Below are 26,069 nucleotides of genomic sequence, written 5' to 3'. Positions count from 1 at the left end.
AGGACGCCGTACAGCTCATGTGGCCGATGGAGCGCCGGAGCCGGAGACAACAGCACTGCTTCCCGCGCTGCTGGTGACAACCGGCACGCCGAGCCGGTGACAACTGCCGTGCCTCGCCGCGCCGAAGCCGCAGGCAAACAACGGCCATGGGGGACAACCGTCCCGCTTTGGCACAGTACGACTGATTCCCGGTGATCCCCGGCGGCCGGGCCGGTGGCAACCGGTACCTGGTGATCGGCCTCGGCGCGGGGCAGGCCGTCGACCTCGCGGTGCCGCCCGGCCGGGACGAGCTGATCACCTACGGGCCGCTGCTGTCCGACGACGGCACCACCTGGCTGGGCACGGCTGTGTTGGTCCGGGTGCCGGACCCGGACACGGCACGCGCCATTCTGTCCCCGGACCGGTACGCCGGCACCGAGGGGCACAACTGGCAGTCCGGCGGGCGGCCGTCATGACCCGAGGACGTCCAGGCCTGCGTCACCGCCGAAGCCCTTCGGACCGCTCGGCACCCTCGCGTTCCACCCGAACCCACGAGTGTGTCGCCCTGACGCACACCGGTGGACCCGTGGGTTCGCCCTGAATGGCCTTCGGTTTCCCCGAACCCACGGGGAACTCGGGGCTTGATGAGCATCGGAACGAAAACCGACGCCAATCTCCCTGTTTCAGTTGAGGGGGTTGAGCTGGGTGGACGCTGCCGGGTGGCCGTTTTCGCCGTTGGCGGGCAGGGCCGGCCCCTGCTGTAGATCATGACGGTCCGTGAGGCGGATTAGGGGCATGTCTACGTACGAGACGATGCCGTTCCACCTTGAGACCGAGCGGCTGACACTCCGGCCGTGGGCCGAGTCGGACGCCGCTGAGTTCTGTGCCCTCCTCTGCGAACACGCCAAGGGAACCCCACGGTTGAGCACATCCGGGCGTCCGTCGTGGAGATGCTCACCGCAACGGAGTCCACGGGAATTGCCCTGCTGCCCATCCGGCGCCGTGACGAAGGAGACTTCATCGGCTACTGCGGGCTGATCACCGGCCGTTCCACCGTAGCGGAACCCGAAATCGCGTATGAGTTGTTCCAGCGCGTGCATGGGCGTGGCTACGCCACCGAAGCGGTCGGCGCGGTGCTCGATGCCGCTGCCACGACCGGGCGGAAACGGCTCTGGTCGACCGTCCGCGCGTGGAACACACCGCCGTTCCGTGTCCTTGAGAAGCCCGGGTTCGAGCGGGATCACGTTTCCACGGACGACATCGGTGAAGTGGTAGGGCTCACGCGCTCGTTGCCGTGACCCGGGGGCGTGACCCGGGGGCGCGACCCGGGGCTTCATGCCCACATGATCCGGCGCCGCCGAAGTACAAGGTGGACTTGTACGGGGCGATCCGCCGTGATGTACGGGCGGGACGTCCTGCCGGGCCTTGATGTGCGAGCGCGGTGTCGGACTCCTCATGGTCAAAACGGCGTTGGAGTCGGCCTGGCCGGAGCCCCGCGAGAGACCGCGACCTCGGGGGACACGGCTGCTTACAAGCCGTTCATCGACCAGATGCTGCGGACGGGCGTGGATGCTCCGCCCAAGCAGCAGCGCACCGTCGAGGCGAAGGGCTCACACGCTGCGGGAGCTTCGCCAGTTCCCAGAACCAGGCTTGCACAGTCCGGCCTCTGGTTGCCGGGCGCCACCTGCCGTCATTCTTCGGTCGCACGGCCGTGTCGGCCTTCAGGCGGAGCCGAGTGCAGCCCGTAGAGCGATCCTCGGTGGCACCCCTGGCTGGAATCTTCATGAGCGAACGGGCCGACCACCGGTCCACCGAAGTCGAGGACCGCGTATGCAGCCGCTCCTGCGCGTCGAAGAACTCACTGCCGCCCGCTTCGGGCGACTGCGCGCTGCATGGCGGGTGGCCCACGAACCCGTTGCCGGAGTGTCTCGGCGGCTGCAACTCGTGGCCTACGCCGTGCCGTTGACCGTCCTGCCCTCGAGTATCTGGCGGCTCCCGGCCGCGTTCGACGGCGGGACCGGGGTCGGTGAGCGGGCGTACATTGCCCTTCTGTCGATAATGTCCGAGATCTTCGCGTTCGCCGCGATCGGCCTGATCGCCCGCTGGGGCGAGGTGTTCCCGGACGGGGTTCCGTTCCTGCGCGGCCGCAGGATCCCTACGAAGGCAGCGGTCATCCCGGCCGCCGCCGGGGCCACGATTCTCACCCTCCTGTTCACTGTCCTGTTCATTGCCTCTGAGATCAGGGGCACGACGATCCGAGGTGACGAGCTGCCGGCCGGCTCCCCGAGCCGGGCCACCGGCTGGGAGGCTGCCTGGTTCTATTTCTGCTACGCGCCGCTGATCCTTTGGGGGCCGCTGCTGGCCGTGCTGACCGTCGCGTACTGGAAGCGCCGTCGCACGGCCGAGAGAATGCCCGCGGCGCCGTGAGTCCGGGAAACGGTCGTCTGCCGACGCCTCGGTGACCGCTGACGGACGATCTACTCCGGAGGCTACCGCCACGACCAGCGCGAGTATCCCGAGAACCGGTCACACCAGCCCTACGACCTGCGACTTCAAGGTGGCGGAGGCTCGATGTACTCGCGTACATCGTCACGCACCGCATCGGCGCCCCAGAGCGCCCTCCACAGCAGCTGCTGCATTGCCGTGCGAGGACTTCTCTCTTGCCCACTCCGTGATCGTCCAGCAGTTCTCGCGGGGCAGGCCCGACATCAGCCCCAGCATCAAACGCCCGGCCCGCAGCCGTGGTTCGACCCGGGCGAAGAGGCCCACCCGTGATACAGCTCATGGTTATCTCGAACGCATCCCGCCAACGGCCTCGATCTATGGTGTGACCTGTGACCACCGTCTCATCGTCGGTCCACACAACTCACGATGATCAACGGTGGTCACACTCGCATCCGCCCCGGCCCCGATCGGCAAGATCATGATCTATGGCTGGAGTGCTAAGACGTCATCTCATTTGGCGAGTCTGCGGTAGCAGATGAGGGTGCAGGCGATGCTGGTGAAGGCGAGGAAGTGCTCGGCCTTGCGTTCGTAGCGACGGTGCAGGCGTCGGCAGCCACCCAGCCAGGACATGGTGCGTTCGATGGTCCAGCGGTGCCGGCCGAGCCGGGTGGAGGATTCGATGCCCTTGCGGGCGATGCGGTGCCGGATGCCTCGCTTGCGCAGCCATCGGCGCAGGTGGTCGTAGTCGTAGCCCTTGTCCGCGTGCAGCTTGGCCGGCCGTCGCCTACGCGGGCCGCGGCGGGAGCGGATCGGCGGGATGCCGCGCACGAGCGGCTCGAGCGCCTGGCTGTCGTGCAGGTTCGCGCCGGAGATCCCGATCGAGAGGGGCAGACCGGTCCGTTCGGTGATCAAGTGGATCTTCGACCCCTTCTTGCCCCGGTCGACAGGATTCGGACCTGTCAGGTCCCCCCTTTCAGGGCCCGCATGTTCACCGAGTCGATCGCGCACCGCGACCAGTCCAGCTCGCCGCGCGAGCCCAGTTCGTCCAGGACCAGGCGGTGGAGCTTGGCCCACACCCGCGCCTTGCTCCATTCCGTGAACCGCCGGTGGGCCGTCGGACCCGACGGCCCGAACGATGGGGGCAACTGCCGCCACGTGCAGCCTGACGTGGCCACGAAGATGATCGCCGCCAGTACCTCACGGTCTCCGTACCGGCGCCGCCCACCGCCCTGCGGACGCGTCGGCGCGGGTGGCACCACCCGCTGGAACAACTCCCACAACCCGTCCGGGACCAGCCGCTCCACGATTGTCATGCCTCAAGATTACGAACCCAAATGAGATGACGTCTAAGCGGCAGGTTGCGGCCGCCACAGAGGGGAATTACCGTTGATCGTGTAGATCGATTATGTACCGCTGTTCCCGCACGGCTTTCTCGTACGTCCGGCTCGCAGGTCCCCCTTCTCGTAATTTCCTTCGCGAATTCATGGTGGCTCATTTGGTCACCGGGGCACTGATGTGCGCCCGTCGGACACGGATCGAAGCGTGTGAAGGAAGGGGAACTAAAATGGCCGATCAACAGCTTTCCGACCGGAGCTTCGGTGGCGTGCAGCTCAGCGACAGTCGGATTTCCGGGGACGCGGCGCCGGACGCACCCACCGTGGCACCCACCCCTTCCTGGTACGCGCAGAATGCGCCGTTCCCCGCAGTGAATCCATGGTGGCCGGACAACACCCGGAACCAGTACGCGATGACTTTCGTCAACGATTCCGGAGAAAGTCCGTTCGGCCCCTGGAGTTCCCCGTCGGGCAGCCATTATGCTCTGTGTTATCTCGTCGATATTCCACTCGATTCCACTCGCATCCGACGGAACGGTGACGCAGCGGAGAATCTATCGCCGCTCGCAGACGCAAGGGTGCGACGTGCAGCCGGCGGTTCTCATCGGCACGCTGGGCGACAACACCACGACGGAATTCCAGGAAGAAGAACCGCCGCCCCCGACGGACGCACAGGTGGCTTGGGCGAAAAACAACATCGGCAACGAGATGGACTGGCTGAACCATCTCCATGACTATATGCAGGACGCCATCAATGAGTGCTACGAGAGGGTGACCGAGGATCCGACCTACGACCCCGGAGAAGAGTTCTGCGCCAACGTGATCGACGACGCGCTCTGGGGCATAGGGGGTGTGCCGTTTCCCGGTAACGCCTTCTTCTCGGCGGCCGTGGCGAACATATTCTGGGGCTACGTCACCGACACACCGCCGAATCTCAGGGGCGTGGCGGCCGACGTGTGGGCTCGGTTCAGTGAGAGCTTCCTGCAGGCGGAAACAGATCTGGCCGCGATTCTCGAGGACATACCCGGGAACTGGGGCAGGACGTGGACCAACCCGGCGACGGGTGAAGTCGCCCCTGTGTGGACGATGGCCTCGCCCGAACTGTCCGTGCCCGACGCGAAGAGCCTCGCCTTCCAGACGATGACCACGAACACGGTCACGCTATCCAAGGTCGTGCTCGCCAAGATCCTGTTGCCGCAGAGGTGGTTCGTGCTCATCGACCCCAAAGGGCTGTTCGTCGAGAACGGTGACACATCGCCGTCCGACTACATAGAAAGCATGATCACCTCGAACCTGAACCCGGATTACTGGGATGCCTTCTACATCACGTGGATGCCGGACACGGGGACCGTGTATTCAGAGACGGGTATTACTCTCTGCGAGAACTTCATCGGCACGGGAACAGACGACTACTATTTCGCGGGCCAGGCCCCCGCCGACCTGTGCAACTGGCTGTTCCAGGACGACGGGTACGGCCGGATCACCAACCCGAACGGGCTGGCCACGCGCCACGACGTGTTCTGCAACTGGGGACTGCAGAACAGTCTGCCTCAGGCGGCCCCGAACTGCAGTCCGTACGGAGCGCAAGCGGCCATGAACGGATCACCGGTGACGAAGAACGGTCCGCAGCCGACGAGGAAAATGTCGGCGGCTCCCGATCTCGCGGCGGAGCATCGCAAGGCCGCGCGGTGGCATGCCCTGTTCGCCCGCACCGACCGTCAGGCCATCGAGCGGCGTGTGATCGAGCGGGCGCGGCAGGACCCCACTTTTCTGCGCAGCCTGGTGAGGAAGCCCAGGGAGACCATCGAGGCCTTTCTGGAGCTGGACATCCCGGTCGGCGTCGAGTTCGAGGTAATCCAGGAGACCCCGAACCGGTTCCGGATGGTGCTGCCGCTGATCGGCGCCCCGGACGGGAAGCCGGATCCCGGGCGACAGTGACCGGCGGGCAGTGATCGGCGGGACGCTGCCGTCACATGGACGGTAGCGGGTCCCCCAAGGGTGATGGTCGTCCCCGGCATTCCGGCGGTGGCGCAGGCCCGTCCCACGTCGGCGTACCGGACGACGGAGCCGCCCGCCTCCCGGGTGCCGTCCGGCTGCTCGTGCACCAGGACCCATACACACAGTGCCTCGGCCGGGGCAGCCCGGCGGCCGCGAGCACGGTGGTGGTGGCGTCCTCGACCAGGCCGAGACGGCCCGCCGGGGAAGCCGGCGGGCCGTCGTGAGGCGGTGGGGATGGTTCACCTCGGTGCTGCTGAGGTCAGGGCGTCGACGCGGTGCTGGTCCCGCTCAGGTGGAGGTCGGCGACCTGGCGGTTGTTCACGCTGCGGCGGTCCTTGAGTTCGCCGGCGGCGATCGCGTTGCCCAGGGCGAGGCCTTCGCTGATGTAGTCGTCGACGGCCTTGCGGTTGGCCTCCTTCTTCAGCAGGCGTACCAGGTGGCCCATGAAGACCTCGCCGAGGACGGTGAGTTCGTAGCCCGCGGCCGTGTGCCGCACGAGGCCCTCGTCGCAGAGGGTCCGGAGGGTTCGGACCTGCTCGTCGTCGAGCGCGCCGTTCGCGAGCATCCAGTCGTATCGGTGCTGCGGCAGCCCCTCGTGACGGAGGGGGAAGACCCACAGGGCGGTGTCGGCCTGCGGGACGGTGGCGCACTTGGGCAGGTGCAGCGGGTGCTCCTTCCGCTCCGCGGCGGCCATCCACTGGCCCAGGGAGCTCACCTGCTCCAGCCGGACGCCGGGCATGCTGGAGATCGCGCTGGCGCCGACGCCCAGCAGGAACGCCGCATGGTGGCTCTGTCCCAGGCACTCGTTGCCGCTGATCTTGTCGAGTGCGGTCGCGGGCACGGCGGACGGGTCGATGTACGTGTTGGTGCCGCGACGCACCCACCCCTGGCGCAGCAGGGTGCCGTAGGTGTTGAGGCGCATGAGCGCGCGGTCGTGCGGGGACGCCTGCTGCGGCAGGGCGCCGGAGAGCAGCCCGCCGATCAGGGACGGCGAGGCGCCGGACGTCAGCAGGTAGGAACTGATCGCGTTGATCGAGGGGTGCTCGATGAGGGCTTGCAGATCGTCGAGGGCCATGGCGAGGGACTGGCCCGGCAGGCACGTGATGAGGTCGGCGTTGACGACGGGAATGCGCCCGTCGATCATGTCGAGCACCTTCGACAGGTGCGTGAGCGAGCGCGGCTGGCGCATGTGCGCACGGAGGTCCGGGTCGAGCGTCTGGATTCCGAACGACGCCTTCGTCACGTCGTGGCGGACCAGTTCCTCGATGAAGCCGGGCTGGGTGGTGCTCAGCGTCATCTCGACGGAGAACTCGGTGGTGTCGGTGCAGCCCGGCAGTGCCCTGACGCCTTCCAGGATTCTGCCGACATGGGACCCGAGGAGGTCCGGACTGCCTCCGCCGATGTGCACGGAGCTGATGTGGTGGCCGTTCACCTGGACGCGGTCCATGAGGTCCGTCAGCTGCCACATCACCAGCTTCGAATAGCGTTCCGCCATCTTGTAGCTGATGCTGTTCGCACCGGTGAACGCACAGAAGGTGCAGTTCTGCGCGCATATCGGTACGTGGATGTAGAGCTGCAGGGAAGCGTCGGGCAGAACGGGCGCCGCCGACACGGCGTCGAGGACGCCGTGGTTGGTCAGGGACGGATCGTCCGGCAGCATCCAGTAGTCGATCGTGTTGCTCGCAAGTGCATCGAACCGGCTCCCCAAGAGCCCGGAATTTCCGATGGCAGACATCCTGACGTACCCCCCGGTTACGTGGCGAAGGCCGGACGCCCCGCGGCACGACGGACGGCGGGGCGTTGACCACGACTGACGCTAGGCAGGGCGAGCCGGGGCCGCCAGTCCACCTGGCGCTTCTTTGCGCGGACCACTGGGAAGTGCCAGGAGCCAGGAGAGTGTTGTCGCGTAGTGGGGTGAGTGACTGTCTGGTGGTGTGTCGGGGCGTGGACTGCCCGGATAACCTTCCGCTGACCTCCGCCCCGCCGCCCGAACCGCCCCGGCTGCCGTACGAGGGGCTCCGCGCGGAACTTCCCCGGGTGCCGGAGGGTGGCCGGGTGGACGAGGCGGACGGTGGCCGGGTCGGCGTTCTCCTGTTGGTGAAGGGAAACGGCTTCGTCCCACAGGACTGTCTTCTTGCCCGCGTGAGCCCTGGCGCCACCAAGGCGTGTGTGCCCTCCCGGATCCAGCGGATGCGAGGAGAGAGCGGCTGCACCGTCGGCAACGCCCTGTACCCGGCCCCGCCACCGCACTGAACGGGGTGCCCGGCTCCGGCGAAAGCCGCCTGCGCTCCACCGCCGCCTCCGCGATGTCACCCATCGCCCTCGGCCGCCCCGCGCCGGGAAGCAGACCGGCCAACCCGTGGCCAGCGTCGTTGCTGCGACCCCGTCGTGACGGAACGAAACGCACTGATCCGCGAAATCGTCGGATGAGCAGCCCACTGGCGTTGTGCGTCGGCCAGCAGCCCTCCCGGGCGTGGGCCCCCGTGCGCGACGCCCGGAGCACGTCTGCTGCCCCCACTGGCACGGCCTGGCGCCGCTGCACGGCACCACGCTGACCTGATGGGGCGTCACCTCGGCGTCTGCATGCCGTGAACGGCGTCACCGTGCACCTGCTCGCCTTGGTCGACCCGGTCGACGACACCTGTCGCCGTCCGATGAACCGGCAGCTCACCGTGCAGGAGTCCCGCCACCGGCTTGCCCGCGCCCTCTGCCACGGCGGCCGGGGGCCGGCCCCGACCAGGGCCCGGGCCCCTTCCGGGGCCCGGACGTCGTCGAGGACGCCGAGGGCGAATAGGTCGATACGGCTGACCCTGAGTCGTGTGCTCAAGTGTCGGCGTCGTCGGTCTGTTCGGGGTGCGCCGTCGCATCCGCCGGAAAATAGTAGCCATGGATATAATAGCTATGTACTCTATCGGTCATGAGCAAGGCTTCACCGGGTCCCACGCCCGGTTTCCTGGTATGGCGGCTCGCCAACAAGTGGCGCGTCGCGGTCGATCGCGCGGTGGCTCCGCTGGGTCTCACCCACGCGCAGTACGTACTGGTTGCGTCGTTGCACGGCATGCAGCACACCGGCGAGCGGCCCAGCCAGCGCCGACTCGCCGACCACACCGGCCTGGAGGCGCTGTACGTCTCGAAGCTGGCGCGCGCCCTGGAGTCGGCCGGTCTGGTCGAGCGCACCCGTGACCCCCGCGACCCCCGCGCCGTACAACTCGCCCTCACCGAGCAGGGCCAGACCGTCGCGCGGCAGGCCATCGGGGTGGTCCAGGAACTGCTCCAGCAGCTGCTGGAGCCGCTCGGCGGCCTCGACGCCCCGCGGACGCGCGCGTTCACCGACGAGCTGACGACCCTGCTTGACGCACCTCTCACTCCATCCGTACCGAACGACGAGAGCACTCAGGGGACGACACCGTGACCACCACTGCCTCCACCACTGCATCCACCACCGAACCCGTCGCCGACGCCCGAGCCCTCGCTCTGGCCCACTACGCCGCCCGCAGCGTCCTGGAGCGCGTCCTGGCCCGGCACGGCAGCACGTTCCAGCAGCAGGTCGCCCTGCGCGCCGCCATCGCCGCCGATGCCCCGCAGACACCGGGCGATCTCGTCATCCAGGTCCAGGACTCCCTCAAGGCCGATCCGGCCGACATCCGCGCCACTCTCGACGAGCTGCTGGCCAAGCAACTGCTCGTCGCGGACGGCGCGCACCTTCGCCCCACGGACGCAGGGCGCGAGCTGATGGCGGCCGTCGGCGCGGAGACCGCCCCCGTCAGCGCCCGCATCTGGGGCGGGATACCCGCAGAGGACCTGGCCGCCGCCGGCCGCGTCCTTACCCTGGTCGCCGAGCGCGCCAACGCGGAGCTTGCGGCGCCGGCCGCCTGACCGCCCGCCCGAGCCGATTGGTGAAACATTCAGCCGTCGGCCCCCGAACGCAATGCCCGGGTACTCGGCCACTCGAACCGGGGCCGTCGCGGCGGCCCCGGTTCGCCGCCCAGCCCCACGGCCCAGCCCCACGACGACGTGACGATGGAGCAGGCCGCCGAACGTGCCGGTGTCTCCCGCGTTCTGCTCTACCGTCACTTCCCGGAGAAGAGGGAGCTCTTCGCCGCGTTCTACGAGCAGGTGGCCGGTCAGCTGCTCACGAGGAGCAGGGCGGACCCCTCCGAGACCCTGGAGGAACAGCTCACGGAAGGTCTGGACGCCCACATCGAGTACTTCGCGGAGAACCTCAACACCGTCCTGGCCGCGAACCGGGGGCCGGTGGGTGACCGCGTCATTCAGACGATCATCAGCGATGAGCCGGACGCGCTGCGGGAGCGGCTGCCGGGCGCCCTGCCCGCCTCCCAGGGCGCGTCCGGATCACGGTGCAGGCCGTGCTGAGGAGCCGGCTGGTGTTCGTCCAGGTCCTGTGCCTGAGCCGGCTCGTCGACGAGAACTGCACGCGCCGGGAACTCCGGGACGTCTGTATCGGCGCCCCCGTGGGCGCCCTGCGCCCGTTCCTCGACGAGGGCCCCGCCCCCGACTGGCCGCCTCGGACCGCACAGCCGGCCGGAAGGCGCCCTACGGCAGCGAAGGAACCCCGCTCTTCGCTACGGGGCAAGGCTCTTCGGCCGCATGTCTCCGCCGTAGGTGGTGCGGTAGTCCGGGACGACGATCCGGCTCGCCGGAGACTCCTGGTGGACCAGTGCGACGAACGCGTCCAGGTCCATCACCGGGTCGCGGCGCGGTGGTTCGCTCAAGGGCTCCTCGAAGTTGTCCCAGTGGACGGGCACGACGACGCCGGGCTGCCCGAGTGCCCGCAGCAGCCGGGGCACATAGCGGGACGTCGAGGCGCTGGACGGCACCGCGATCATCGCGAGATCGGGGCTCAGCCCCTGGACCGCCCGCTCGGAGAAGTCGCTGGCGCCCATCAGGAAGGCCGAGGTTCCGCCGCTTCCGGCCGTCACCTGGAAAGCGAGCGTGTCACCCTCCGGCAGGTCGGAGATGGTACGGGGGGCTGCCGACGGTGGCGCGTTGAGCGTGCCCGGGGCGAAATAGGTGTGCCGCTTGTTGCGGCTGTGCAAGCTCGACACGACTTCGACCGTGAATCCGTTGAAGTCCAACACCTCGCCGCCTTTCACGACCGAGATCTGCTCAGGGTCGACACCGAACGCGACCAGCAGGTGGAACGTGGTCTCGGTGCCGACGACCCGGGCGCCGGTGGTCATGGCGATGTGGGGCACGTCGGCGATGTGGTCCCAGTGGGAGTGGCTGACCAGGACGATCTCGGGGCGGCCGATGTGCTTCCGTACCTGTTCGGGATCGGACCTCAGCTTCGTACCCGGCTTGAAGCCCCCGTCGAACAGGCCGGTCTTGAACCGGGTGACGTACGGGTCGAAGAGCACCGTCCGCCCCTCGATGTCGATGCGCCAGCCGGACGTGCCCAGCCAGCGGAAGGACGCCGAACCGGCCGGCGAACTCCTGCGCGTCGCCGTCGCCGCGGCGGCGGGGGAGGGGAGGAACGGAGCGGCCGCACCGAACGTGGCGCCGCGCAGCACCGTACGTCGACCGAAACCCTGGATGCGCCGCTTCGGGCGCTGTGCGTCTGTGTCGTCGTTCATGAGTTCAGGAGATCAGGAGGTACCCGCCGCCGTCCAAGATCAAAATTCCTGCGGTCTCATACGCGAAGACATATGAGACCAGGTCAGGTGCTGTGCCGGCGTAGAAAGTCGACGGCGATCCGAGCCGCTGCGCCGATCGCCGCGTCCACGGCCGGACGTGAGGCGGCAAGCTCTCGCGTGCGGGCGAAGACGGAGACCGCGTAGCGGCTGCCGTCGGGATACCGGACGACCCCGGCCTCCATGTGCAGGCCGGGCAGGGTCCCGGTCTTCGCCGCGATCGTCACCTCGTCCGGAAACCCCGACACCAGCCGGTGCCGGAACACCTGGCGGGCCATCAGTTCCCGCACCTGTGCGCAGGCGTCCGGCGGACCCGCCTCGTCACGCCAGACGAGGCGCAGCAGCCGGGTGATCTCGCGGGGCGTGCTGGCGTTGGTCCGCGAGGGATCCAGCACGCTCATGCGTCTCTTGCGCTCGTCCGGGAGAGCCGGGTAGCGGAGGGCGAACTCCCTTTCGTCACGTGCGCCGGCCTCGGTGAGCATCGACTGCAGTACGTCGCGAGGACCGCCCACGATCCTGGTCCCGTCGAGGCGGAGTTCCTCGGCCAGGAGCCGCACCGTATCCAGGCCGACCTGTGCCAGCAGCAGGTCCGCCGCCGAGTTGTCGCTCACCGAGATCGCGAAGAAGGCCAGGTCGCGCAGGGACAGCTCGACGTCATCCGCACAGCCGGCCGTGCCCCAGCCCCCGAGCCGGTCGGCCGCCGTGACCCGGACCCGCTCCCGGGGGTCGAGCTGACCGGCGGCGACCTGGCGCGCGAACTCCAGGACCAGCAGCACCTTGAAGATCGAGGCGATCACGACGGGCTGGTCAGCGTCGACGGCCACCTCGCCAGCTGCCGAACGCGTGCCGACGGCCACCTCCTCACGGTCCGGCTCCCCGCCGATGGGAACCGCGTGCAGCAACCCCTCGGCACCCACCTCCGCGAAGACCTCGCGGATCCGTTCCTCGACCATCGGTTCGCCCCTCACGTAAGGTTTCTGGCTGTGGATCTCTTGCGCCACCTGCGCATCTTTGTCGCCGTCGCCGACGAGCTGCATTTCAGCCGGGCCGCCGACCAGCTTGGCATGGCCCAACCACCCCTCAGCCAGGCGGTGCGCAGACTGGAGAAGGATCTCGGCGCCGAACTGTTCGACCGGTCGCACCGCCAGGTGGAACTGACGCCCGCAGGAACGGTGTTGCTGGACGAAGCCCGTGAACTGCTGGCCCGCGAGGAGCGGTTGCGGACGCTGGCCCGCCGCGCCGGGGACGGCGATCTGGGCACCCTGCGCGCGGGCGTACCTCCCGACACGACGGTCGCCACGCTGTCTCTGCTGCTCGGCGCCTGCGCGGAGCACTACCCGGGCATGTCCGTCGATCTCCAGGAGATCGCCACCGACGAGCAGCTGCGGCTGCTCGCCTCCGGCGGGCTCGACGTCGGCCTCGTCCACCAGCCCGTGGACGCCACCGGACTCCGCCTCGGCCCGGAGGTGTGCGTGGAACTCGGCGTCGTCCTGCCCCGCATCTCACCACTGGCCCGGCTTCCGGAGGTCGCGCTCGCCGAGCTGTCCGGTCACGACCTCGTGCTCCTCCCACGTGCGCAGGCCCCCGGCTGGTACGACCGGATCATCGACACCTGCCGGGCCGGGGGCTTCGTGCCCACCCGGCTCCGGCACGCCTCCCACCCCGAGTTCCTGCTGGCCCTCGTCCACGCGGGCCACGGCATCGCCTTCGACCAGGGGCTGGTGGCCCGCAAGGAGCCCCGCGTCGTCTGGCGGCCGCTGGCAGGCCGCCCCCTCACCCAGCGGATCACCGGTGCCTGGCCCGCCGGCCGGTCCGCCCACCCGGCCGCCCCCCACTTCGCCGAACTCGCGGCCGACGTGCTCGCCCGCGACCGCACGGCGACCCTGCGCCGCGACGACGACGCGCCCCTGCCGGAGGGGCCACCCCGCCCGTGGGCGGTGGTGTACGACGAGACGGCATGGTGATCGTCGGCAGTCCCGACGCCGCATGCGACCGGCGGACGCTCTCCTCGGCCCCGCGCTGGGGGCCGAGAACCGACTCGCGCTGGTGGAGCGGACCGTCGCCCTCGGGGTGAAGGTCCGCCGGGCCCGGGTCGCCTCCGAGCCCGTCACCGAGTACATCCGCTTCGAGCACGCCATCACCGACGCCAACCTCTGTGCCGGGGCGTTCCGCTCGGTGTGGGGCCTGGCCACTGAGCACGCCGACTACCGCACCTGACCGACGCTCATCCAAGGGTCGCCACCTCATGACGACCGTCTCTCCATCGTCCAGCGCACAGGGGGCCCGCGAGGCGCTCGCCGTGCGCTTGCAGCACCTGCGCAAGGACGCCGGCCCCGCCGGGAAGGAACTCTCCGCCCGGTGCGGTCGGCACCCCGCGAAGACCACCCGCATCCAGAAGGCCGACGCCCTGCCCTCGGACACGGACGTCCGCCCCTGTCGCCGTTGAGCCGGGCCCCCAGCCACAGCCGCAGGAACCGCCCCGACGTCCTGAGACCGGGCGGCCGCGCGGACGCGGGGGCCGGCTCACGGTGGCGCTGGCGTCGGCGTACACCGTGATCGTCGTCGGGGCAGCACTGCTGCTCTTCCTGCTGCCGGATCGGGAGGACCCGGAGGACGGACCACTGTCGGCTTCCCCTCCGTACTCCCTCGCCCCCCAGTGTCACGGAGCCGCCTGCGAGGGGCGGGATCCGATACGTTTGGTCTGCGGCATCAGCCCCGACACCCTCATCACGTACCGCACCGCCACCGGCGCCCATGTGGAGCTGCGCTACAGCGAGAAGTGCGGCGCGAGCTGGGCCCGGACGTGGGGGACCCGGATCGGTGACCGGGTGGAGGTCACGGGGGGCGGCCCGACCCACGACGTGCGCGTCGAGGACAGGGCCGATGCGGAGACCTACGTCTACACCGAGATGACCGAGGCCCGCCCCGGCAGTACGGTCCGGGCCTGCTTCCGGCCCGCGTCGGCCGACGGCGAACGGGAGTGCGTCGAGGCCCGCTTGGGCGATACCCCCACCACGACCCGGCCGCCCTCACCTCGCCGGGCCGACGAGGAGTAGCCCTTTCTCAGACCCCTCTCTCCTGGAGCCCGAGAGGCGTGAACGTCATCGAACTCCTGGCAGATCTCCAGGCCCGGCAGGCAGAGGCCGCCACCCGGGCCGGCGAACTGCGCGATCGGATCGAGCACCTGAACGCTGACCTGGCCGAGACCGAAGCGCGTCTGGCGGAACTCGTCACGATCCGGAAGGTCATCGCGGAACTCGCCCCGAACGGGACCGAATCCGAACCGCCTGAGTTGACCATCACCTACCAGGTCATCGTGAACGCCTTCAACACCCACCCCGATCAGGCGTTCCGGGTCCGTGATCTACACGAACTCCTCGGCATGCGCACCGACGACCCGGCCATGAACGTCACCCGCAGCCGCCTTGGACGCCTCACCCGTCAAGGCTTCCTCACTCAACCCGGACGCGGTCTCTACCAGAAACGGACTTAACGTCGCACTTCGCGGGCTGGAATCGGCACAGCCGACGGACGCCACTCTCGCCTGATCAACCCGAACACCCACGAGTCGGATACCTCGCCGTTCACCACGCAGTCTTCCCGCAACGTCCCTTCACGCACGAATCCGATCTTCTCCAGAACCCGGGCAGATGCGACGTTGCGCGTATCGGTCTCGGCCTGAACTCGATTGAGGTCCAGTGTGTCGAATGCCCACTGCAGTACGGCGTGCGCGGCCTCCGTCGCATAGCCGTGGCCCCACATCGCCTCGTCGAGGACATAGCCCAATGACGCGCTGCGGTAGTCCGGGTTCCATCCGGTCAGACCGCACCAGCCGACGAAGGCCCCATCAGAAGCACGGTCGATGGCCACCCGCGCCCCGGTGCCTTCGTCCGCCATCTTCCGGCACATCGCGATGAAGCGCTCGGCGCGGGCCCGTTCGTTCCACGGCGGGGAGTCCCAGTAGCGCATCACGTAAGTGCTGCTGTGCAGCGCGAAGAGGGGGTCCGCGTCGGCGTCGGTGAAGGCGCGCAGTCGCAGGCGAGCGGTGTGCAGCATGGGGGTGGCCAAAGTCATGCGGACCATCTTGTGTCCTCACGGGGCGGGCAGAAAACCGGATATCCGATCCTGGTCCGGCCTCACGGCCAAGGCGCCGCCTAGCAGCGGATCGTGCACGGTACGACTACTCGGCCCGCCCACCGACGACCCAGACATGAACGTCATCCACAGCCGCCTCTGGCGCCAAGGCTTCCTCACCCGAACCGGACCAGGCCACTACTAGAAACGGACTTAACGACCTCTGAGTTCCGGACGTAAAAGCGGCCTTCGCCTGATCCTGTACTCCGTCACCGAGGCAGGGAGCAACACGAAGGCCGTGGCTATGAGCCTGCTGCACCACGGCGTCCCGCGGGATGCGCTTGCCGAGCTGTCACACCTGGACCATGACCATCGATGAGATCCTCAACCCCTCGCCTACCACTGGAACCTGAAACAGACTTAGCCCGTCATTTCTGGCGCATCGCACTGGCGGGACAGGGCCTCCGGGCTTGGGGGGACACCTACGGGAGGACGACGTCGCGGCCCGGGCTGCCTTCGACGGTGTCCTTTCCGGGGCCTCCGTCGACCAGGTCGTCGCCGTCCTCGCCGTGCAGTGTGTCGTCGCCGGGGCCGCCAAGGACGATGTCGTGGCCGTCTCCACCCATGGCGTAGTCGTCGCCCGGGCCGGCGTACACGATGTCCGCACCGCTGTACGCCTCGATCATGTCGCCGCCCCGGCCACCCCACAGCCGCTGGCTGCTGTCGTCGCCCATCAGGTGGTCCATGCCGTCGCCGCCGTCCAGGACCGCGCGCCCCATGACCATGTCGTCCCCCGCGTCACCCCGCACCGTGTGCGCGGTGTGAGCGTGCAGTTCGTCGTCTCCGGAGCCGCCGCGGACGGCGGCGACCGCGGGGTCGCTGGTGACGATCGTGTCGTCGCGGTCGCCGAGGAAGATGTCGATCCTGTCCGGTCGGGGACTGCTGGTGGGGAGTTCGCAGACGACGAAGGTCTCGTCCCCGGGTTCAAGATACGCACAGTGGTCGCCGGGTTCGAGCGGGACTGCGTCGCGGAAGCCGATCCGCCGGGCCCCGGCGCCGAGATCCATGGGAATCACGTGGAGGTCGTTGGCCTGTCCCGCGGCGGCGGTGAAGACGATCGACTGAGTCGCCCAGTCGGCGCCGACGCGGGCCTTCGCCCCGGCGGGGGCGGCGGCTGCCGGGGCGGCGGTGAGGCCGGTGGCGAGCAGGATCAAGGCGACCGCGCGGGCGGTGGCTCCTTGTCGGTTCATGGAACCTCATCTCGATGTGGCAACCGGTGGGCCGACCTGCCGGCGAGGGGCTGCCGGAGGCCTGGCGTGCGGTCGTGACGGCGGCATCCCCGTGACTGCCCCGCCCGAACGGAGGGACCGCGGGCGGGATATCCGGGACGGACCACCGCGTGGCGTCCGGCGCGCCCTGGTGCACCGGACGTTCTCACGGTGGCCCCGTTCGGCCCCACTCGTCGGCCGCCACTACGAGACAGGCCGCGACCAGGACGATGTTCTTGATGACGTACTGGCCCTCCAGGGTGGGGACCGGCGCGTCCCCCTGCCACATCTCCCCGGGGAGCAGCAGGAGCGCTGAGAAGACGCCGGCCATGTGGGCGAAGAACCCCACCAGGGCCACGCGGAGCAGCACGGACGTGACGAGGCCGAGGCCGATGGCCGTCTCGGCCGCCGCCAGAACCGGTAGCACCACGTCCGGCGGCAGCAGGCCGAAGGTGAGCTTCGTCGCGGCCCGGACGGCGGCCCCCTCGGCTGGGCTCGCTGCGGGGAAGAACTTGAGGACGCCGAACCAGAGGAACACCGTGCCCACGCAGACCCTGAGGAGCTCCGGGCCGCGCCGCTGGACCCGGCCGGCCAGGGACCGGGCTACCCGGATGGCCCGTCCGCCGCCCCCCTCCGGGGCGCGCCCCCGAGGGGGGCGCAGGCTTCGCTCGTCAACTCTCTTCACCGCCGTACCCACCCTTTCGCACGTGCTCGCACGCGGTCGTCCGAAGGCTCCTGGCCGACAGGCGGCCGGGAGAGGAGGGGGCACCCGGTGCCCGGAGCGGACGGCGCACTGTCCGCTCCGGGCACCGGGACGCCATCCGGCCCCGGCAGGGCCGGATGGTGCGGCACCGCGTCAGCTCACGTTCACGTCTACGCAGGCGTAGAAGGCGTTGGCGGTGTCGGCGACGTTCCACACGGCCAGCACCTTCTGCTTGCCGGTCAGACTGCCGAAGTTCACCTGGTGGGTGACGGTGGCGCCCGGCCGGGCGCCACCGTCGTTGAACTCCGCGATCTTCCGGCCACCCGCGTAGTACTGCCAGGTGCTGGTGGCGTGCCGTGCGGTCAGCCGCCAGTTGAAGTTCGTCGTCCGGCTGACCGGGGTGACCTTCCAGCCCTTGCTGTCGTTGTCGAGCTCGGCGAAGGCGGCGTTCCCTCCGCTGCAGCTCATCAGGCCCTTGGGTCCCTCGACGCTCTGCGGCTCGTACTTGATGGAACCGCAGGAGACCAGGCCGGCGGCACACTGGGCCTGCCGACTGGGGGGCGAGGATATGTAGCCGTGCGCGCTCGCGCTGCCGGCCGGCAGGCTCACGGCCAGGAGCGGGGCGATCCCCGTACCGATGACGGCGGCCAGCATCTTCTTGCTCTTCATGACAACTCCTGTGTGGGGGTGCGTGCCCGCCCGAGGGCAAGGTAGCCATGAGCATGTCAAGTGGTGCTTATGTGACCGCGGAGGCGGTCAGGTGAGGCGATGGAAGCTTACCCTGCTTGGTCTAGACCAAACCGGCCTTTGGGTGCGGCCGCTGTGCCCGACTGCCGAGGCCGTCCGGCAGGATGAGCGGTTCCGGCGGCACGACGGTCGGGCGGAGGCGCCGCACATGGGTGAGGGGCGGCGGCATATCCCACCGCCCTCACACCAGCTTCGAAACACCCCCGGGACTCCGGAGCCGTGTACTTCCGGCCTGGTTTCCGGGCCGGAGCCTCAGCTGTCGGCCAGGGTGCGGTCCAGGAGAGGGAGCAGGCGGTCCCAGTGGCGCTTCAGCCCGGATGCGCTGAAAGCGTCGGTGTCGGACATGGTGAAGCCGTGGACGGTGCCGGGGTAGATCTCGGAGGTGTAGCTGACACCTACGGCGTCCAGGGCCTGGTTGAGCTCGGCGAGGGCCTCGGGTGTCATGTCGCCTTCGGCGTGGCCGAGATGGACCTGGGCGGTGAGTTCGGAGAAGAGGTCGGGCCCGCCGGCGCCCACGGGGCCGTGGAATGCGGCGACGGCGGCCACCTGGGCGGGGTGGGCCGCGGCGGTGCGCATCGCCAGGAGGCCGCCTATGCAGTAGCCGGTCACCGCGACCGGACCGGCGCCGACCTCGGGCTGGGTGGTGAGGAACCTGAGGTAGGCGTCGGCGTCGCTCAGGACACGTTCGGCGGTGTGCGCCTCGATCAAGGGCATCACCTGGGCGAAGATCGCGGGCCGGACCTCTTCTCCGATGTGCTCGGGAAGCTCGACCACTGGTGCCGGGCCGTGCCGGTAGAAGAGATTGGGGACGAGCACGTAGTACCCGTGCCCGGCCAGTTCGCGGGCCATCTCCCGCAGCACGGGCCGGATTCCGAGGCCGTCCGCGTACATCAGCACCCCCGGGTGCTGCTCGCCGCGGTCGGGGAAGGCGGCGAATGCGTCGGCCTGGCCGTCCGCGGTGGGAATCTGCAACGTCTTGGTGGGCATGAATTCTCCTGTCGTGGTTGATGTGCCGAGCCTGTGATCAACACGACGGAGGCGGAGCCCGCGCAGCAGCGCAAGATCCTCGATCGAGCAGCGGGCCCTCACCGGCCCGTACGGCGCTCAGAAGAGCACCGGGTCACCAATCCGTGTGTGGCGCAATGCCGTCCCGGTAGTCATCCCCACAACGTACTCCATCGAAAAAAGCCGGCACCAACGTCCCCGTCCCGCAGTGCGGTTCGCGAGAATGATCTCGGCCAGCACCTCGGATCCTCGAGCCGGTCGACGCGCTGCCGGTGACACCCGTACCGATCTTACGGATGACGAGTGGGAACGGCTGCGTCCGTTCCTGCCGGTCAGTAACAGACGTTGTGGCAGGTGGCGCGGTCACCGGCAGGTGATCGACGGGATTCTGCACCGAGTGCGGACCGGGGTGCAGTGGCGTGATCTGTCCGAGCGGGTCGAGCCGTGGAACACGGTCTACGAACGCCACCGGCTGTGGTCGGCCGACGGCACCTGGGAACGCCTGCTCCAGCGGGCCCAGGCCGCAGTCAACACACCACTGCTAGTGCTGTGACCGCGAACGTTCGCCGGGGTCAGCTCGATCAGTCCGATCGTGCTGCTTCCCACCTCCATGAGGTTTGGCGAGGGAGGCCGTCGAGTTCTCCGCGGCCGGTGCACCAAAGGAGTACCTGGGTGGGGTCTCCGGGAGGGGCGGCGGGGAAGAGCCGGTTGAGTACTGCTGCGCTCAGCGGTGCTGGTGGCAGCCAGTCCACGGACAGTCCCTGCGTAATGTCGTAGGTGTGCAGCAGGGTTTCGGCGACGCCCATCGCCGCAAACCCTTCGGGGTCGCACGGGCCCCAGTGCCAGGCCCTCAGGGTCGGATTGGCTGTGGCCAGGGCGCTGCTGAGCAGTCCGCCGCAGGCGGTGACGGCCTGGAGTACTTCGGCCGGCGAGGCGGTGGGGCGAACGTTCAGGTCGATGGGAAGGTAGGCGTCGGCGGGCTGTGCTGCCAGCTGCCCTGCGTAGGCCAGCAGGTCGTGGCCGATGTGGGCTGCTGTTTGCCAGCAGGTCCATTCGAGCGGCCCCGCCGGCACCGTCCAGTCCTCGGCGGTATGGGGGCCGAGCACCCGCAGCGTCTCTGCCACGGCGGCGTCGACGTCCTGATGGTCCATGCAGAGCTCCTCGCGGTCCGTGTTGTGGGAGTGGACTGTGCCGGTTGTCGATCCTTCACGCCGCCGGGCATCTGGCACGTCCGCCCCAGCGGATGCCTTTCTCGCTGCGGATGCGGGCACGCTCTCGGCGTTGTGCGGCGAGTACGTCGGGGTGGCGGGCGTTGGCGTTGCGCCAGCGCAGGTAGCGGTGCAGGGCCCGAGTCTGCGCGGGGTGGCTGCGGTGGTCGGAGTTGGCCAGGGTGAACTGCCGCAGCGGTCCGAAGTGGGTTCGATCGGGTTGGCCCAGGAGGCGTAGGTCGGGGTGAAGCACAGCTCGGCCTTGTTCTTCTTCGCCCAGCGGCGGATGTCCGCGCCGGTGTGGGCGGAGAGGTTGTCCAAGATGATGTAGATCGGGGCGCCGTCGGGTCGGGCGGCGCGGATCGACTTCAGCGCGGCCAGGGTGTTGGCGGTGCCTTTGCGGCGGCGGTTGATGCCCCGTAGACGGTCGTCGCCGACGGAGTAGCAGCCGTGGAAGTAGGTGACGCCGTGGGTGCGGCGGTAGGTCGCCGGCAGCCGGTCGGGCTTGCCCTGCTTCGCCCAGCAGGAGCCTGCGGTGGGCCGGATCCCCAGGGGCCCGAACTCGTCGAAGGCGAAGACCCGGTCGGGGAAGCGCCCCAGCACCTGCTCGATCCGGTCGAGCTTGGCGTCGCGGTCGGGATCTGGGGACTCCTTCCAGGTCTTGGTGCGCTGGAAGGTGATGCCGTGGCGCCGGAGCAGGCACCGTAAGGCTTCCCGGCCGATGCGGATGACACGTCCGTGCACTTTCCGCAGGTAGGCGGCGAGTTTGCGGATCGACCAGCGGGTAAAGGGCTGGCCGAGCCTGGTGGGGCGAGTGGTGGCCGTCCGGATGACGAAGTCCTCGTCGTCAGGGGTGAGCAGGCGGGGACGGCCTCCCGCCCACTGAGGGTCCAGGCAGGCCAGGCCGATCGCGTTGAAGCGGTGGATCACATCGCGCACGGTGTCCTCGTCTGCCTGGACCAGCTGGGCGATCACCGGCACACGGTTCCCGCCCGCCGAGGCCAGCAGCATCATCGCGCGCCGATAGCGCACCGAACTCGTGCTGTCCCGGCGCACGATCTGCTGCAGCTTCTGCCCCTCCTGGTCGGTCAGTCTGCGTACACGGACAGGCTCAGCCACCGCGCCTCCAGCGGTCGAACGGACGTCACCGCACATTCAACCGTCGCGACCACCAACCCGGCGAACCTACGCGGTCACAGCACTAGAACGGCATGCGGCCGCGGGCTCGTCGGCCGGCGGAGCCGCTGCGGCCCACGGCGTTGGAGCCGCTGCGGAAGGGCTTGCTGAAAATCCGGCCCAGGACCCCGGGGGCTTTTCCGCCGGCGCGTGTTCCGGCTCCCAGCGTCCGCTGTGTACCGCGTTCGGGGTGGCGGGACAGGCGGGGCACGAAGAAAGCAAGGACAGCGAGAACTACGCAGACGGCGACAATACCGACGATCATCATGAAGGGCTCCTTGGGGTGAAGTGTGTGTGTTGCCGCCTGCCCCGGTGGACGGGGTGCATGCGCGGCGGTACGTAGCGGCCGGCAAGCGCACCCCGATGCGCCTCGTCCGGCAGAGGTGCAGTCGGCCCGCTGCGCCGGCCCGGCAGGCCGGGTCGGTCGTACCGTTCCCCGCCGTGCGCCAACCAGGGAGACCATGACCAGCGCTCAGCGAACTGAACGGCCTGACTATCCCGCGGACCGACCGGCAGGTCATGGACCCCTGCGTCCGCCGCTGCACGGTACGTACGGAGGCCCATGTGGTTGCCCTCCGCCATTTCGGACACTCACCATCAGCCCCACCCCCAGCGAGCCCCGCTGCTGCGGTCTTCCCGTGTGCAGGCGCTCTCCCGGTCTCCGCGGGCCTCGTCGCAGCGGCCGTTTGCGAGCAGCTCCTGGCGGATGTGCCCGTCGGCCGTCACCCACATCCCGTACGGGTGCGGCGAGGCGTCCGTGGCCTCGGCCGGGCGTGGCCGCGGCGTCGGTATGGGCGATGGTGCCGCGGTGGACGGAGCTGCTGCTACCGACTGCGCTGTGCGGTCTCGTCGGAACCCGGGGGCCTCCCGCTGTCCGGTGCCGCGGCGCACGCGGTGAGCCCTCCCCCGATGAGGGCGGCGACGCATGGGACGCCGCCCATGGTCTCGGAGCGGACCCTCATGTGGCCCGCCTCGGCGAGTCGCCCTGGTGTCCGGAGTGAGTGGTCGCCGCCAGCGAGCCGAGCAGGCGGAGCGCGTCCGCGGTCCTGGTGCCCTCCTGGGCGTGGTAGACGATCAGCTGCTGACCTGGGGCGGAGCGTACGTCGAAGGTCTGCATGCGCAGGGTGAGCTCGCCGACATCGGGATGCAGCAGGACCTTCGCGGCGTCACTCTTGCCCCGTGCGTCTCGCCTCTGCCAGAGGTCGGCGAACTCGCGGCTGCTCTCCGAGGCCGTCTGCAGTACCTCGTGAATCCGGGGGTCGTTCGGCCGGGCGCCCTCCAGGAAGCGGAATCCCGCGACCGCGTTGGCCGCGGCCTTCTCCCAGTCCGCGTGGAACGAGCGGACCGACGGGTCGAGGAACATCGCGAGCAGCACGTTCGCGCCAGGTGGGAGGTGGGGGAAGACCGCGCGCCCCAGCGTGTTCGCAGCCAGGACGTCGTAAGCCCGTCCCAGGAGCAGGGCCGGCGTGCGGTCCCACAGTTCGGCCAGCGTCAGCAACTGGGGGTCGGCTCGCTCGATGCTGCCCTCGTTGCGCGGGAGCGGGGTCATCCCCGCGACCCGGTACAGGTGCAGCCGGCCGTCGTTGTCCAGCAGCAGCGCGTCGCTCAGCGCGTCCAGGACCTGCGTCGACGGGCGCCGCTCACGGCCCTGCTCCAGTCGCAGGTAGTAGTCGACACTGATGCGGGCCAGCATCGCGACTTCTTCGCGGCGCAGGCCGGGGACGCGTCGCCGCCCGTCCTGGGGGAGACCGACGTCGGAAGGCGTCACCTGCGCGCGTCGGCTCCGCAGGTAGTCGCCCAGTCTCGAGGTTGTCATGTCGGCCAGGCTAGGCTCCCCGGCGGCTGGGAGCCTGGCCCCAGTGCTCCCAGGACGGACGCGGTCTCCTCCCGCGCCTCGTCGGGGGTGGGGGACACGACCGGTGCCCCGCCACCTTCACGCCCCTGGCAACTGGCGAGAGGTGGACGGCCGCCGCGCCGATGTGGGGATCGACGTCGAAGCCGAAGGACCGTAGCGCCTTCAACCGGTTGTCGCAGCACCTTGATCACGGAGGTGCTGCGTGGGAGGACAGGTGGTTGGATCACGACGTTGACGGGGCGCCTGGCGATGCGGGTTCCGTCGGCCTCGGGGACGTGTCACCGGCGTCGCGAGTCCGGCCCCGTCGACGCGGAGAACGCTGTCACCGGCGACGTGAACGCGAACCTCGTCGCCAAGCCCCGGTCGTCATCGATCCCGAACGCACCCGTTTTTAGGCCAGGATCCGCCGAGCCACCACGCTGGCACCGTTCGGCCGGATGACCCGCCGCTACGAACGAGTCACCGGCGCGTTCGTCCAGGGCCGCCGCCGGGGGGCCGCTCGCTGTTCCGCCTGCGGAACCGGTCCACTCTTGGCCCGGCGTCGTGTCCGGTGGCCGTCGAGGGACGCACACGTGCTCCGGAAATGACCTGGGCAGCCCGCCGACGGGCTCCCGGCCGGCCTTCGGACTCCACCCTTCCATCCGGCTGGGCCGGGCACGGCATACCAGCAGCCAGGAGAACAATTCATGTCCTTGCCTCCCCTGCGCATACCGCCGGACGGCGATTCCCCGGTGTTTCTCGTCGAAGACATCTGCACCACCGTACTGAGCACCGCCGACACCGGCGGAGAACTCTCCGCGCCTCCCCGCACGCTCCCATCGTGACGCCACCGGTACGCACGGAGTCTTGAGGGGCGGGTGCGGTCATCCGGCCTATACCGCCGCCCTTGTCGTGGAACCCCGCCAGGGTCTCCCGACCGACCGGGCCCCGTGAGTCGGCACTGCTGCCGGGCGTCGACGGCGAGAGCTCCGTACCCGATCCGCGGAGCGTCGCGCCGGAAGGGCTCCGAACCAGGCGATGCCCTCCGCCGGGCCGTTACCAGCCGCCGGCCGCGTCCGTCCGCCGCGCCGCTGCCGTACGACCCTGCCGCTCGCGTGGTGGGTGCGCGGCACCCAGGAAGCCCTCACCTGGGAGAACGGCGGCCTGGTAGCGTCCCGCCGCAGAGCCGAGGGTAGAGCCATGACCAGCAACGACACGCCCCGCGATTCACACACGTACGTCGGGATGTGGGTGACCGAGGACGGCTGCATCCGTCAGGAACTGCTGCCGAACGGCCGCTACGACGAGGCCCGGGGCAACCGCCGGAGCGCCTGCACCGGCCGCCACACCGTCACCGGCAGCCACCTCGACTACGTCGACGACACCGGCTTCACCGCCACCGGTGACGTCCGCGACGGCGTTCTCTTCCACGAGCACCTCGTGCTCTACCGCGAGGACGACCCGCGCGTCCGGCGGGGAGCCCGACCATGACCAGGATCCAGCTGCAGATGACCTGAGCCGCCACCACCAAACGCGCGAACACCCGCCGCCCGACGGCAGCACAGCGGTCGAGCAGCCTGTCGAACGGGAAGGCCGGTGAGTGGGCCCTCCCCGTACAGGACCGCGAAGCCCTCGTCGTCATACACGAGAACCCGGAGTCCACCGGTGCTCTGGTCACCTGGGACGCCGTGTTCGAGCCGGACGGTACGGACGAGGACACGACCGTGGCCCCATGGTCACCGGAACCCTGCAGGCCGGGCTCGACAGCCGTGAGTAGTCCCTCGAGCGACAACGCATCGCCCCTCCGCCCCATGCAGCCGACGCAGTTCGGAGAACGACGCACCGCGTCGGCTGCTGCAACATGCATGAAGGAGTTTTTCGTCCATGGCCACTTCTACCGGTTCTACCGGTTCTACCGGCCAGAAGGTCGTCCTCGTCACCGGCGCCAGTAGCGGCATAGGCGAGGCAACCGCCAGGCTGCTCGCCGAACGAGGCCACCATGTCGTTCTCGGTGCCCGCCGCACCGAACGGCTCAAAGAACTCACCGAGGACATCCAGGCGATCGGCGGCAGCGCCGAGTACCACCCGCTGGACGTGACCGAGGCCGAACAGGTACGGGTCTTCGTCGACGCCGCTCACAGCAGGCACGGCCGCGTCGACGTCCTGGTTAACAACGCCGGTGTGATGCCGCTGTCCAAGCTGGAGGCACTCCGGCTCAACGAGTGGAACCGCATGATCGACGTGAACATCCGCGGCGTGCTGCACGGCATCGCGGCCGCACTGCCGGTCATGCAGGCCCAGCGCCACGGCCAGTTCATCAACGTCGCCTCCATCGGCGCCCATCAGGTATCCCCGACCGCGGCCGTCTACTGCGCCACCAAGTACGCCGTATGGGCCATCTCGGAGGGGCTGCGGCAGGAGGTCGGAGGCGACATCCGCGTCACCACCGTCTGCCCGGGTGTCACCGAATCCGAACTGGCGGAGTCCATCTCAGACCCGGTGGGCCGCGAGGAGATGCGTACCTACCGCAGCGTCGCCATCCCGGCCTCGTCCATCGGCGCGGCCATCGCGTTCGCCATCGACCAGCCTGTCGAGGTCGACGTCAGCGAGATCATCGTCCGCCCCACCGCCGGCCACGCCTGAGCCG

The 26,069-nt window shown here is 69.3% G+C and carries 23 protein-coding genes and 10 pseudogenes; 17 read left to right on the top strand and 16 right to left on the bottom strand.

Annotated features, from left to right (window positions below):
* Nucleotides 1-197 precede the first annotated feature (197 nt).
* The 3 genes and pseudogenes from ACWD0Y_RS14150 to ACWD0Y_RS14140 all read left to right on the top strand — a co-directional run.
* Nucleotides 198-455, top strand: a pseudogene (locus ACWD0Y_RS14150) (YciI family protein); the annotation flags it as partial.
* A gap of 319 nt (nucleotides 456-774) precedes the next feature.
* Nucleotides 775-1,277, top strand: a pseudogene (locus ACWD0Y_RS14145) (GNAT family N-acetyltransferase).
* Between the two features lie 532 nt (nucleotides 1,278-1,809).
* Nucleotides 1,810-2,406 (top strand): hypothetical protein, encoded by a 597-nt coding sequence (locus tag ACWD0Y_RS14140; RefSeq protein WP_450260605.1) that lies wholly within the window; start codon nucleotides 1,810-1,812, stop codon nucleotides 2,404-2,406.
* A gap of 143 nt (nucleotides 2,407-2,549) precedes the next feature.
* Here the strand turns inward: ACWD0Y_RS14140 and ACWD0Y_RS14135 are convergent.
* A pseudogene (locus tag ACWD0Y_RS14135) lies at nucleotides 2,550-2,700 on the bottom strand (IS701 family transposase); the annotation flags it as partial.
* Between the two features lie 234 nt (nucleotides 2,701-2,934).
* A protein-coding gene (locus tag ACWD0Y_RS14130) for an IS5 family transposase (protein WP_450260604.1) occupies nucleotides 2,935-3,737 on the bottom strand; the annotation gives its coding sequence in 2 pieces (ribosomal slippage) (nucleotides 2,935-3,389 and nucleotides 3,389-3,737; 804 coding nt in all).
* A 606-nt stretch (nucleotides 3,738-4,343) separates the two neighbouring features.
* Between ACWD0Y_RS14130 and ACWD0Y_RS14125 the strand changes: the two genes are divergently transcribed.
* Complete coding sequence (locus tag ACWD0Y_RS14125; protein ID WP_450260603.1) at nucleotides 4,344-5,696, top strand: hypothetical protein; 1,353 nt, start codon at nucleotides 4,344-4,346, stop codon at nucleotides 5,694-5,696.
* 104 nt (nucleotides 5,697-5,800) lie between these two features.
* On the opposite strand, the pseudogene ACWD0Y_RS14120 reads toward ACWD0Y_RS14125, so the two are convergent.
* Both ACWD0Y_RS14120 and ACWD0Y_RS14115 read right to left on the bottom strand, forming a co-directional pair.
* Nucleotides 5,801-5,949: pseudogene (locus ACWD0Y_RS14120) on the bottom strand (tautomerase family protein); the annotation flags it as partial.
* Nucleotides 5,950-6,015: 66 nt separating this feature from the next.
* Nucleotides 6,016-7,491: a radical SAM protein gene (locus tag ACWD0Y_RS14115; RefSeq protein WP_450260602.1), complete on the bottom strand. Its 1,476-nt coding sequence runs from the start codon at nucleotides 7,489-7,491 to the stop codon at nucleotides 6,016-6,018.
* Between the two features lie 865 nt (nucleotides 7,492-8,356).
* On the opposite strand from ACWD0Y_RS14115, the pseudogene ACWD0Y_RS14110 reads away from it, so the two are divergent.
* The 4 genes and pseudogenes from ACWD0Y_RS14110 to ACWD0Y_RS14095 form a co-directional block, all read left to right on the top strand.
* Nucleotides 8,357-8,503 (top strand): annotated as a pseudogene (locus tag ACWD0Y_RS14110) (Tn3 family transposase); the annotation flags it as partial.
* A gap of 170 nt (nucleotides 8,504-8,673) precedes the next feature.
* Entirely contained in the window at nucleotides 8,674-9,168 is a 495-nt protein-coding gene (locus tag ACWD0Y_RS14105; RefSeq protein ID WP_450260601.1) for a MarR family winged helix-turn-helix transcriptional regulator, read from the top strand.
* Nucleotides 9,165-9,632 carry a MarR family transcriptional regulator gene (locus ACWD0Y_RS14100; protein WP_450260600.1) on the top strand — a complete coding sequence of 156 codons (468 nt, stop codon included), beginning with the start codon at nucleotides 9,165-9,167 and terminating at the stop codon, nucleotides 9,630-9,632. Before ACWD0Y_RS14105 ends, ACWD0Y_RS14100 begins: the two co-directional genes overlap by 4 nt.
* A gap of 144 nt (nucleotides 9,633-9,776) precedes the next feature.
* On the top strand, nucleotides 9,777-10,130 hold the full coding sequence (locus ACWD0Y_RS14095; protein ID WP_450260621.1) for a TetR/AcrR family transcriptional regulator: 354 nt from the start codon (nucleotides 9,777-9,779) through the stop codon (nucleotides 10,128-10,130).
* Between the two features lie 209 nt (nucleotides 10,131-10,339).
* On the opposite strand, the gene ACWD0Y_RS14090 is transcribed toward ACWD0Y_RS14095, so the two are convergent.
* Together ACWD0Y_RS14090 and ACWD0Y_RS14085 are read right to left on the bottom strand one after the other, a co-directional pair.
* Nucleotides 10,340-11,287, bottom strand: coding sequence for an MBL fold metallo-hydrolase (locus ACWD0Y_RS14090; RefSeq protein WP_450260620.1), 948 nt, complete (start codon nucleotides 11,285-11,287; stop codon nucleotides 10,340-10,342).
* A gap of 146 nt (nucleotides 11,288-11,433) precedes the next feature.
* Complete coding sequence (locus ACWD0Y_RS14085) at nucleotides 11,434-12,360, bottom strand: serine hydrolase (RefSeq protein WP_450260619.1); 927 nt, start codon at nucleotides 12,358-12,360, stop codon at nucleotides 11,434-11,436.
* Nucleotides 12,361-12,399: 39 nt separating this feature from the next.
* Here ACWD0Y_RS14085 and ACWD0Y_RS14080 point away from each other — a divergent pair, with 39 nt between their 5' ends.
* From ACWD0Y_RS14080 to ACWD0Y_RS14060, 5 genes and pseudogenes are all read left to right on the top strand, one after another.
* Nucleotides 12,400-13,371 (top strand): LysR family transcriptional regulator, encoded by a 972-nt coding sequence (locus ACWD0Y_RS14080; RefSeq protein WP_450260618.1) that lies wholly within the window; start codon nucleotides 12,400-12,402, stop codon nucleotides 13,369-13,371.
* A 22-nt stretch (nucleotides 13,372-13,393) separates the two neighbouring features.
* Nucleotides 13,394-13,624 (top strand): DUF6879 family protein, encoded by a 231-nt coding sequence (locus ACWD0Y_RS14075; RefSeq protein ID WP_450260599.1) that lies wholly within the window; start codon nucleotides 13,394-13,396, stop codon nucleotides 13,622-13,624.
* A gap of 28 nt (nucleotides 13,625-13,652) precedes the next feature.
* A pseudogene (locus ACWD0Y_RS14070) lies at nucleotides 13,653-13,838 on the top strand (transcriptional regulator); the annotation flags it as partial.
* A gap of 97 nt (nucleotides 13,839-13,935) precedes the next feature.
* Nucleotides 13,936-14,463, top strand: coding sequence for a DUF2690 domain-containing protein (locus ACWD0Y_RS14065; RefSeq protein ID WP_450260598.1), 528 nt, complete (start codon nucleotides 13,936-13,938; stop codon nucleotides 14,461-14,463).
* A 38-nt stretch (nucleotides 14,464-14,501) separates the two neighbouring features.
* Nucleotides 14,502-14,900, top strand: coding sequence for a hypothetical protein (locus tag ACWD0Y_RS14060; RefSeq protein WP_450260597.1), 399 nt, complete (start codon nucleotides 14,502-14,504; stop codon nucleotides 14,898-14,900).
* On the opposite strand, the gene ACWD0Y_RS14055 is transcribed toward ACWD0Y_RS14060, so the two are convergent.
* The 5 genes from ACWD0Y_RS14055 to ACWD0Y_RS14035 form a co-directional block, all read right to left on the bottom strand.
* The gene (locus tag ACWD0Y_RS14055; RefSeq protein WP_450260596.1) at nucleotides 14,897-15,481 is read right to left on the bottom strand and encodes a GNAT family N-acetyltransferase; all 585 of its coding nucleotides are present in this window, start codon (nucleotides 15,479-15,481) and stop codon (nucleotides 14,897-14,899) included. The two genes, ACWD0Y_RS14060 and ACWD0Y_RS14055, sit on opposite strands and share 4 nt — an antisense overlap.
* A 482-nt stretch (nucleotides 15,482-15,963) precedes the next feature.
* On the bottom strand, nucleotides 15,964-16,731 hold the full coding sequence (locus ACWD0Y_RS14050) for a calcium-binding protein (RefSeq protein WP_450260595.1): 768 nt from the start codon (nucleotides 16,729-16,731) through the stop codon (nucleotides 15,964-15,966).
* Between the two features lie 184 nt (nucleotides 16,732-16,915).
* Nucleotides 16,916-17,296 carry a hypothetical protein gene (locus ACWD0Y_RS14045; RefSeq protein WP_450260594.1) on the bottom strand — a complete coding sequence of 127 codons (381 nt, stop codon included), beginning with the start codon at nucleotides 17,294-17,296 and terminating at the stop codon, nucleotides 16,916-16,918.
* 309 nt (nucleotides 17,297-17,605) lie between these two features.
* Entirely contained in the window at nucleotides 17,606-18,121 is a 516-nt protein-coding gene (locus ACWD0Y_RS14040) for a lytic polysaccharide monooxygenase auxiliary activity family 9 protein (protein ID WP_450260593.1), read from the bottom strand.
* Between the two features lie 330 nt (nucleotides 18,122-18,451).
* Entirely contained in the window at nucleotides 18,452-19,186 is a 735-nt protein-coding gene (locus ACWD0Y_RS14035; RefSeq protein ID WP_450260592.1) for a dienelactone hydrolase family protein, read from the bottom strand.
* Between the two features lie 241 nt (nucleotides 19,187-19,427).
* On the opposite strand from ACWD0Y_RS14035, the pseudogene ACWD0Y_RS14030 reads away from it, so the two are divergent.
* A pseudogene (locus tag ACWD0Y_RS14030) lies at nucleotides 19,428-19,727 on the top strand (transposase); the annotation flags it as partial.
* A gap of 58 nt (nucleotides 19,728-19,785) precedes the next feature.
* On the opposite strand, the pseudogene ACWD0Y_RS14025 reads toward ACWD0Y_RS14030, so the two are convergent.
* From ACWD0Y_RS14025 to ACWD0Y_RS14005, 5 genes and pseudogenes are all read right to left on the bottom strand, one after another.
* Nucleotides 19,786-20,325 (bottom strand): annotated as a pseudogene (locus ACWD0Y_RS14025) (maleylpyruvate isomerase N-terminal domain-containing protein); the annotation flags it as partial.
* 85 nt (nucleotides 20,326-20,410) lie between these two features.
* Nucleotides 20,411-21,531: pseudogene (locus ACWD0Y_RS14020) on the bottom strand (IS630 family transposase).
* 82 nt (nucleotides 21,532-21,613) lie between these two features.
* Nucleotides 21,614-21,856, bottom strand: coding sequence for a DUF6411 family protein (locus tag ACWD0Y_RS14015; protein ID WP_450260591.1), 243 nt, complete (start codon nucleotides 21,854-21,856; stop codon nucleotides 21,614-21,616).
* A gap of 371 nt (nucleotides 21,857-22,227) precedes the next feature.
* Nucleotides 22,228-22,320, bottom strand: a pseudogene (locus ACWD0Y_RS14010) (Atu4866 domain-containing protein); the annotation flags it as partial.
* Nucleotides 22,321-22,546: 226 nt separating this feature from the next.
* Nucleotides 22,547-23,404: a helix-turn-helix transcriptional regulator gene (locus ACWD0Y_RS14005; RefSeq protein ID WP_450260590.1), complete on the bottom strand. Its 858-nt coding sequence runs from the start codon at nucleotides 23,402-23,404 to the stop codon at nucleotides 22,547-22,549.
* Nucleotides 23,405-24,129: 725 nt separating this feature from the next.
* On the opposite strand from ACWD0Y_RS14005, the gene ACWD0Y_RS14000 reads away from it, so the two are divergent.
* The 3 genes from ACWD0Y_RS14000 (at nucleotide 24,130) to ACWD0Y_RS13990 (ending at nucleotide 26,065) form a co-directional block, all read left to right on the top strand.
* On the top strand, nucleotides 24,130-24,267 hold the full coding sequence (locus ACWD0Y_RS14000) for a hypothetical protein (protein WP_450260589.1): 138 nt from the start codon (nucleotides 24,130-24,132) through the stop codon (nucleotides 24,265-24,267).
* Nucleotides 24,268-24,622: 355 nt separating this feature from the next.
* Nucleotides 24,623-24,913 carry an Atu4866 domain-containing protein gene (locus ACWD0Y_RS13995; protein WP_450260588.1) on the top strand — a complete coding sequence of 97 codons (291 nt, stop codon included), beginning with the start codon at nucleotides 24,623-24,625 and terminating at the stop codon, nucleotides 24,911-24,913.
* A 393-nt stretch (nucleotides 24,914-25,306) separates the two neighbouring features.
* Nucleotides 25,307-26,065 carry an SDR family oxidoreductase gene (locus tag ACWD0Y_RS13990; protein WP_450260587.1) on the top strand — a complete coding sequence of 253 codons (759 nt, stop codon included), beginning with the start codon at nucleotides 25,307-25,309 and terminating at the stop codon, nucleotides 26,063-26,065.
* Nucleotides 26,066-26,069 lie beyond the last annotated feature (4 nt).

The organism is Streptomyces altiplanensis (assembly GCF_053591575.1).
This window is presented reverse-complemented; position numbering and strand designations above follow the sequence as displayed.

Excerpts from the sequence above, each read along its gene's own strand:
- ACWD0Y_RS14140 (WP_450260605.1), top strand. The coding sequence starts at position 1,810 with ATGCAGCCGCTCCTGCGCGTCGAAGAACTCACTGCCGCCCGCTTCGGG.
- ACWD0Y_RS14115 (WP_450260602.1), bottom strand. The coding sequence starts at position 7,491 with ATGTCTGCCATCGGAAATTCCGGGCTCTTGGGGAGCCGGTTCGATGCA.
- ACWD0Y_RS14105 (WP_450260601.1), top strand. The coding sequence starts at position 8,674 with ATGAGCAAGGCTTCACCGGGTCCCACGCCCGGTTTCCTGGTATGGCGG.
- ACWD0Y_RS14095 (WP_450260621.1), top strand. The coding sequence starts at position 9,777 with ATGGAGCAGGCCGCCGAACGTGCCGGTGTCTCCCGCGTTCTGCTCTAC.
- ACWD0Y_RS14085 (WP_450260619.1), bottom strand. The coding sequence starts at position 12,360 with ATGGTCGAGGAACGGATCCGCGAGGTCTTCGCGGAGGTGGGTGCCGAG.
- ACWD0Y_RS14075 (WP_450260599.1), top strand. The coding sequence starts at position 13,394 with ATGCGACCGGCGGACGCTCTCCTCGGCCCCGCGCTGGGGGCCGAGAAC.
- ACWD0Y_RS14055 (WP_450260596.1), bottom strand. The coding sequence starts at position 15,481 with ATGACTTTGGCCACCCCCATGCTGCACACCGCTCGCCTGCGACTGCGC.
- ACWD0Y_RS14050 (WP_450260595.1), bottom strand. The coding sequence starts at position 16,731 with ATGAACCGACAAGGAGCCACCGCCCGCGCGGTCGCCTTGATCCTGCTC.
- ACWD0Y_RS14040 (WP_450260593.1), bottom strand. The coding sequence starts at position 18,121 with ATGAAGAGCAAGAAGATGCTGGCCGCCGTCATCGGTACGGGGATCGCC.
- ACWD0Y_RS14035 (WP_450260592.1), bottom strand. The coding sequence starts at position 19,186 with ATGCCCACCAAGACGTTGCAGATTCCCACCGCGGACGGCCAGGCCGAC.
- ACWD0Y_RS14015 (WP_450260591.1), bottom strand. The coding sequence starts at position 21,856 with ATGATGATCGTCGGTATTGTCGCCGTCTGCGTAGTTCTCGCTGTCCTT.
- ACWD0Y_RS14005 (WP_450260590.1), bottom strand. The coding sequence starts at position 23,404 with ATGACAACCTCGAGACTGGGCGACTACCTGCGGAGCCGACGCGCGCAG.
- ACWD0Y_RS14000 (WP_450260589.1), top strand. The coding sequence starts at position 24,130 with ATGTCCTTGCCTCCCCTGCGCATACCGCCGGACGGCGATTCCCCGGTG.
- ACWD0Y_RS13995 (WP_450260588.1), top strand. The coding sequence starts at position 24,623 with ATGACCAGCAACGACACGCCCCGCGATTCACACACGTACGTCGGGATG.
- ACWD0Y_RS13990 (WP_450260587.1), top strand. The coding sequence starts at position 25,307 with ATGGCCACTTCTACCGGTTCTACCGGTTCTACCGGCCAGAAGGTCGTC.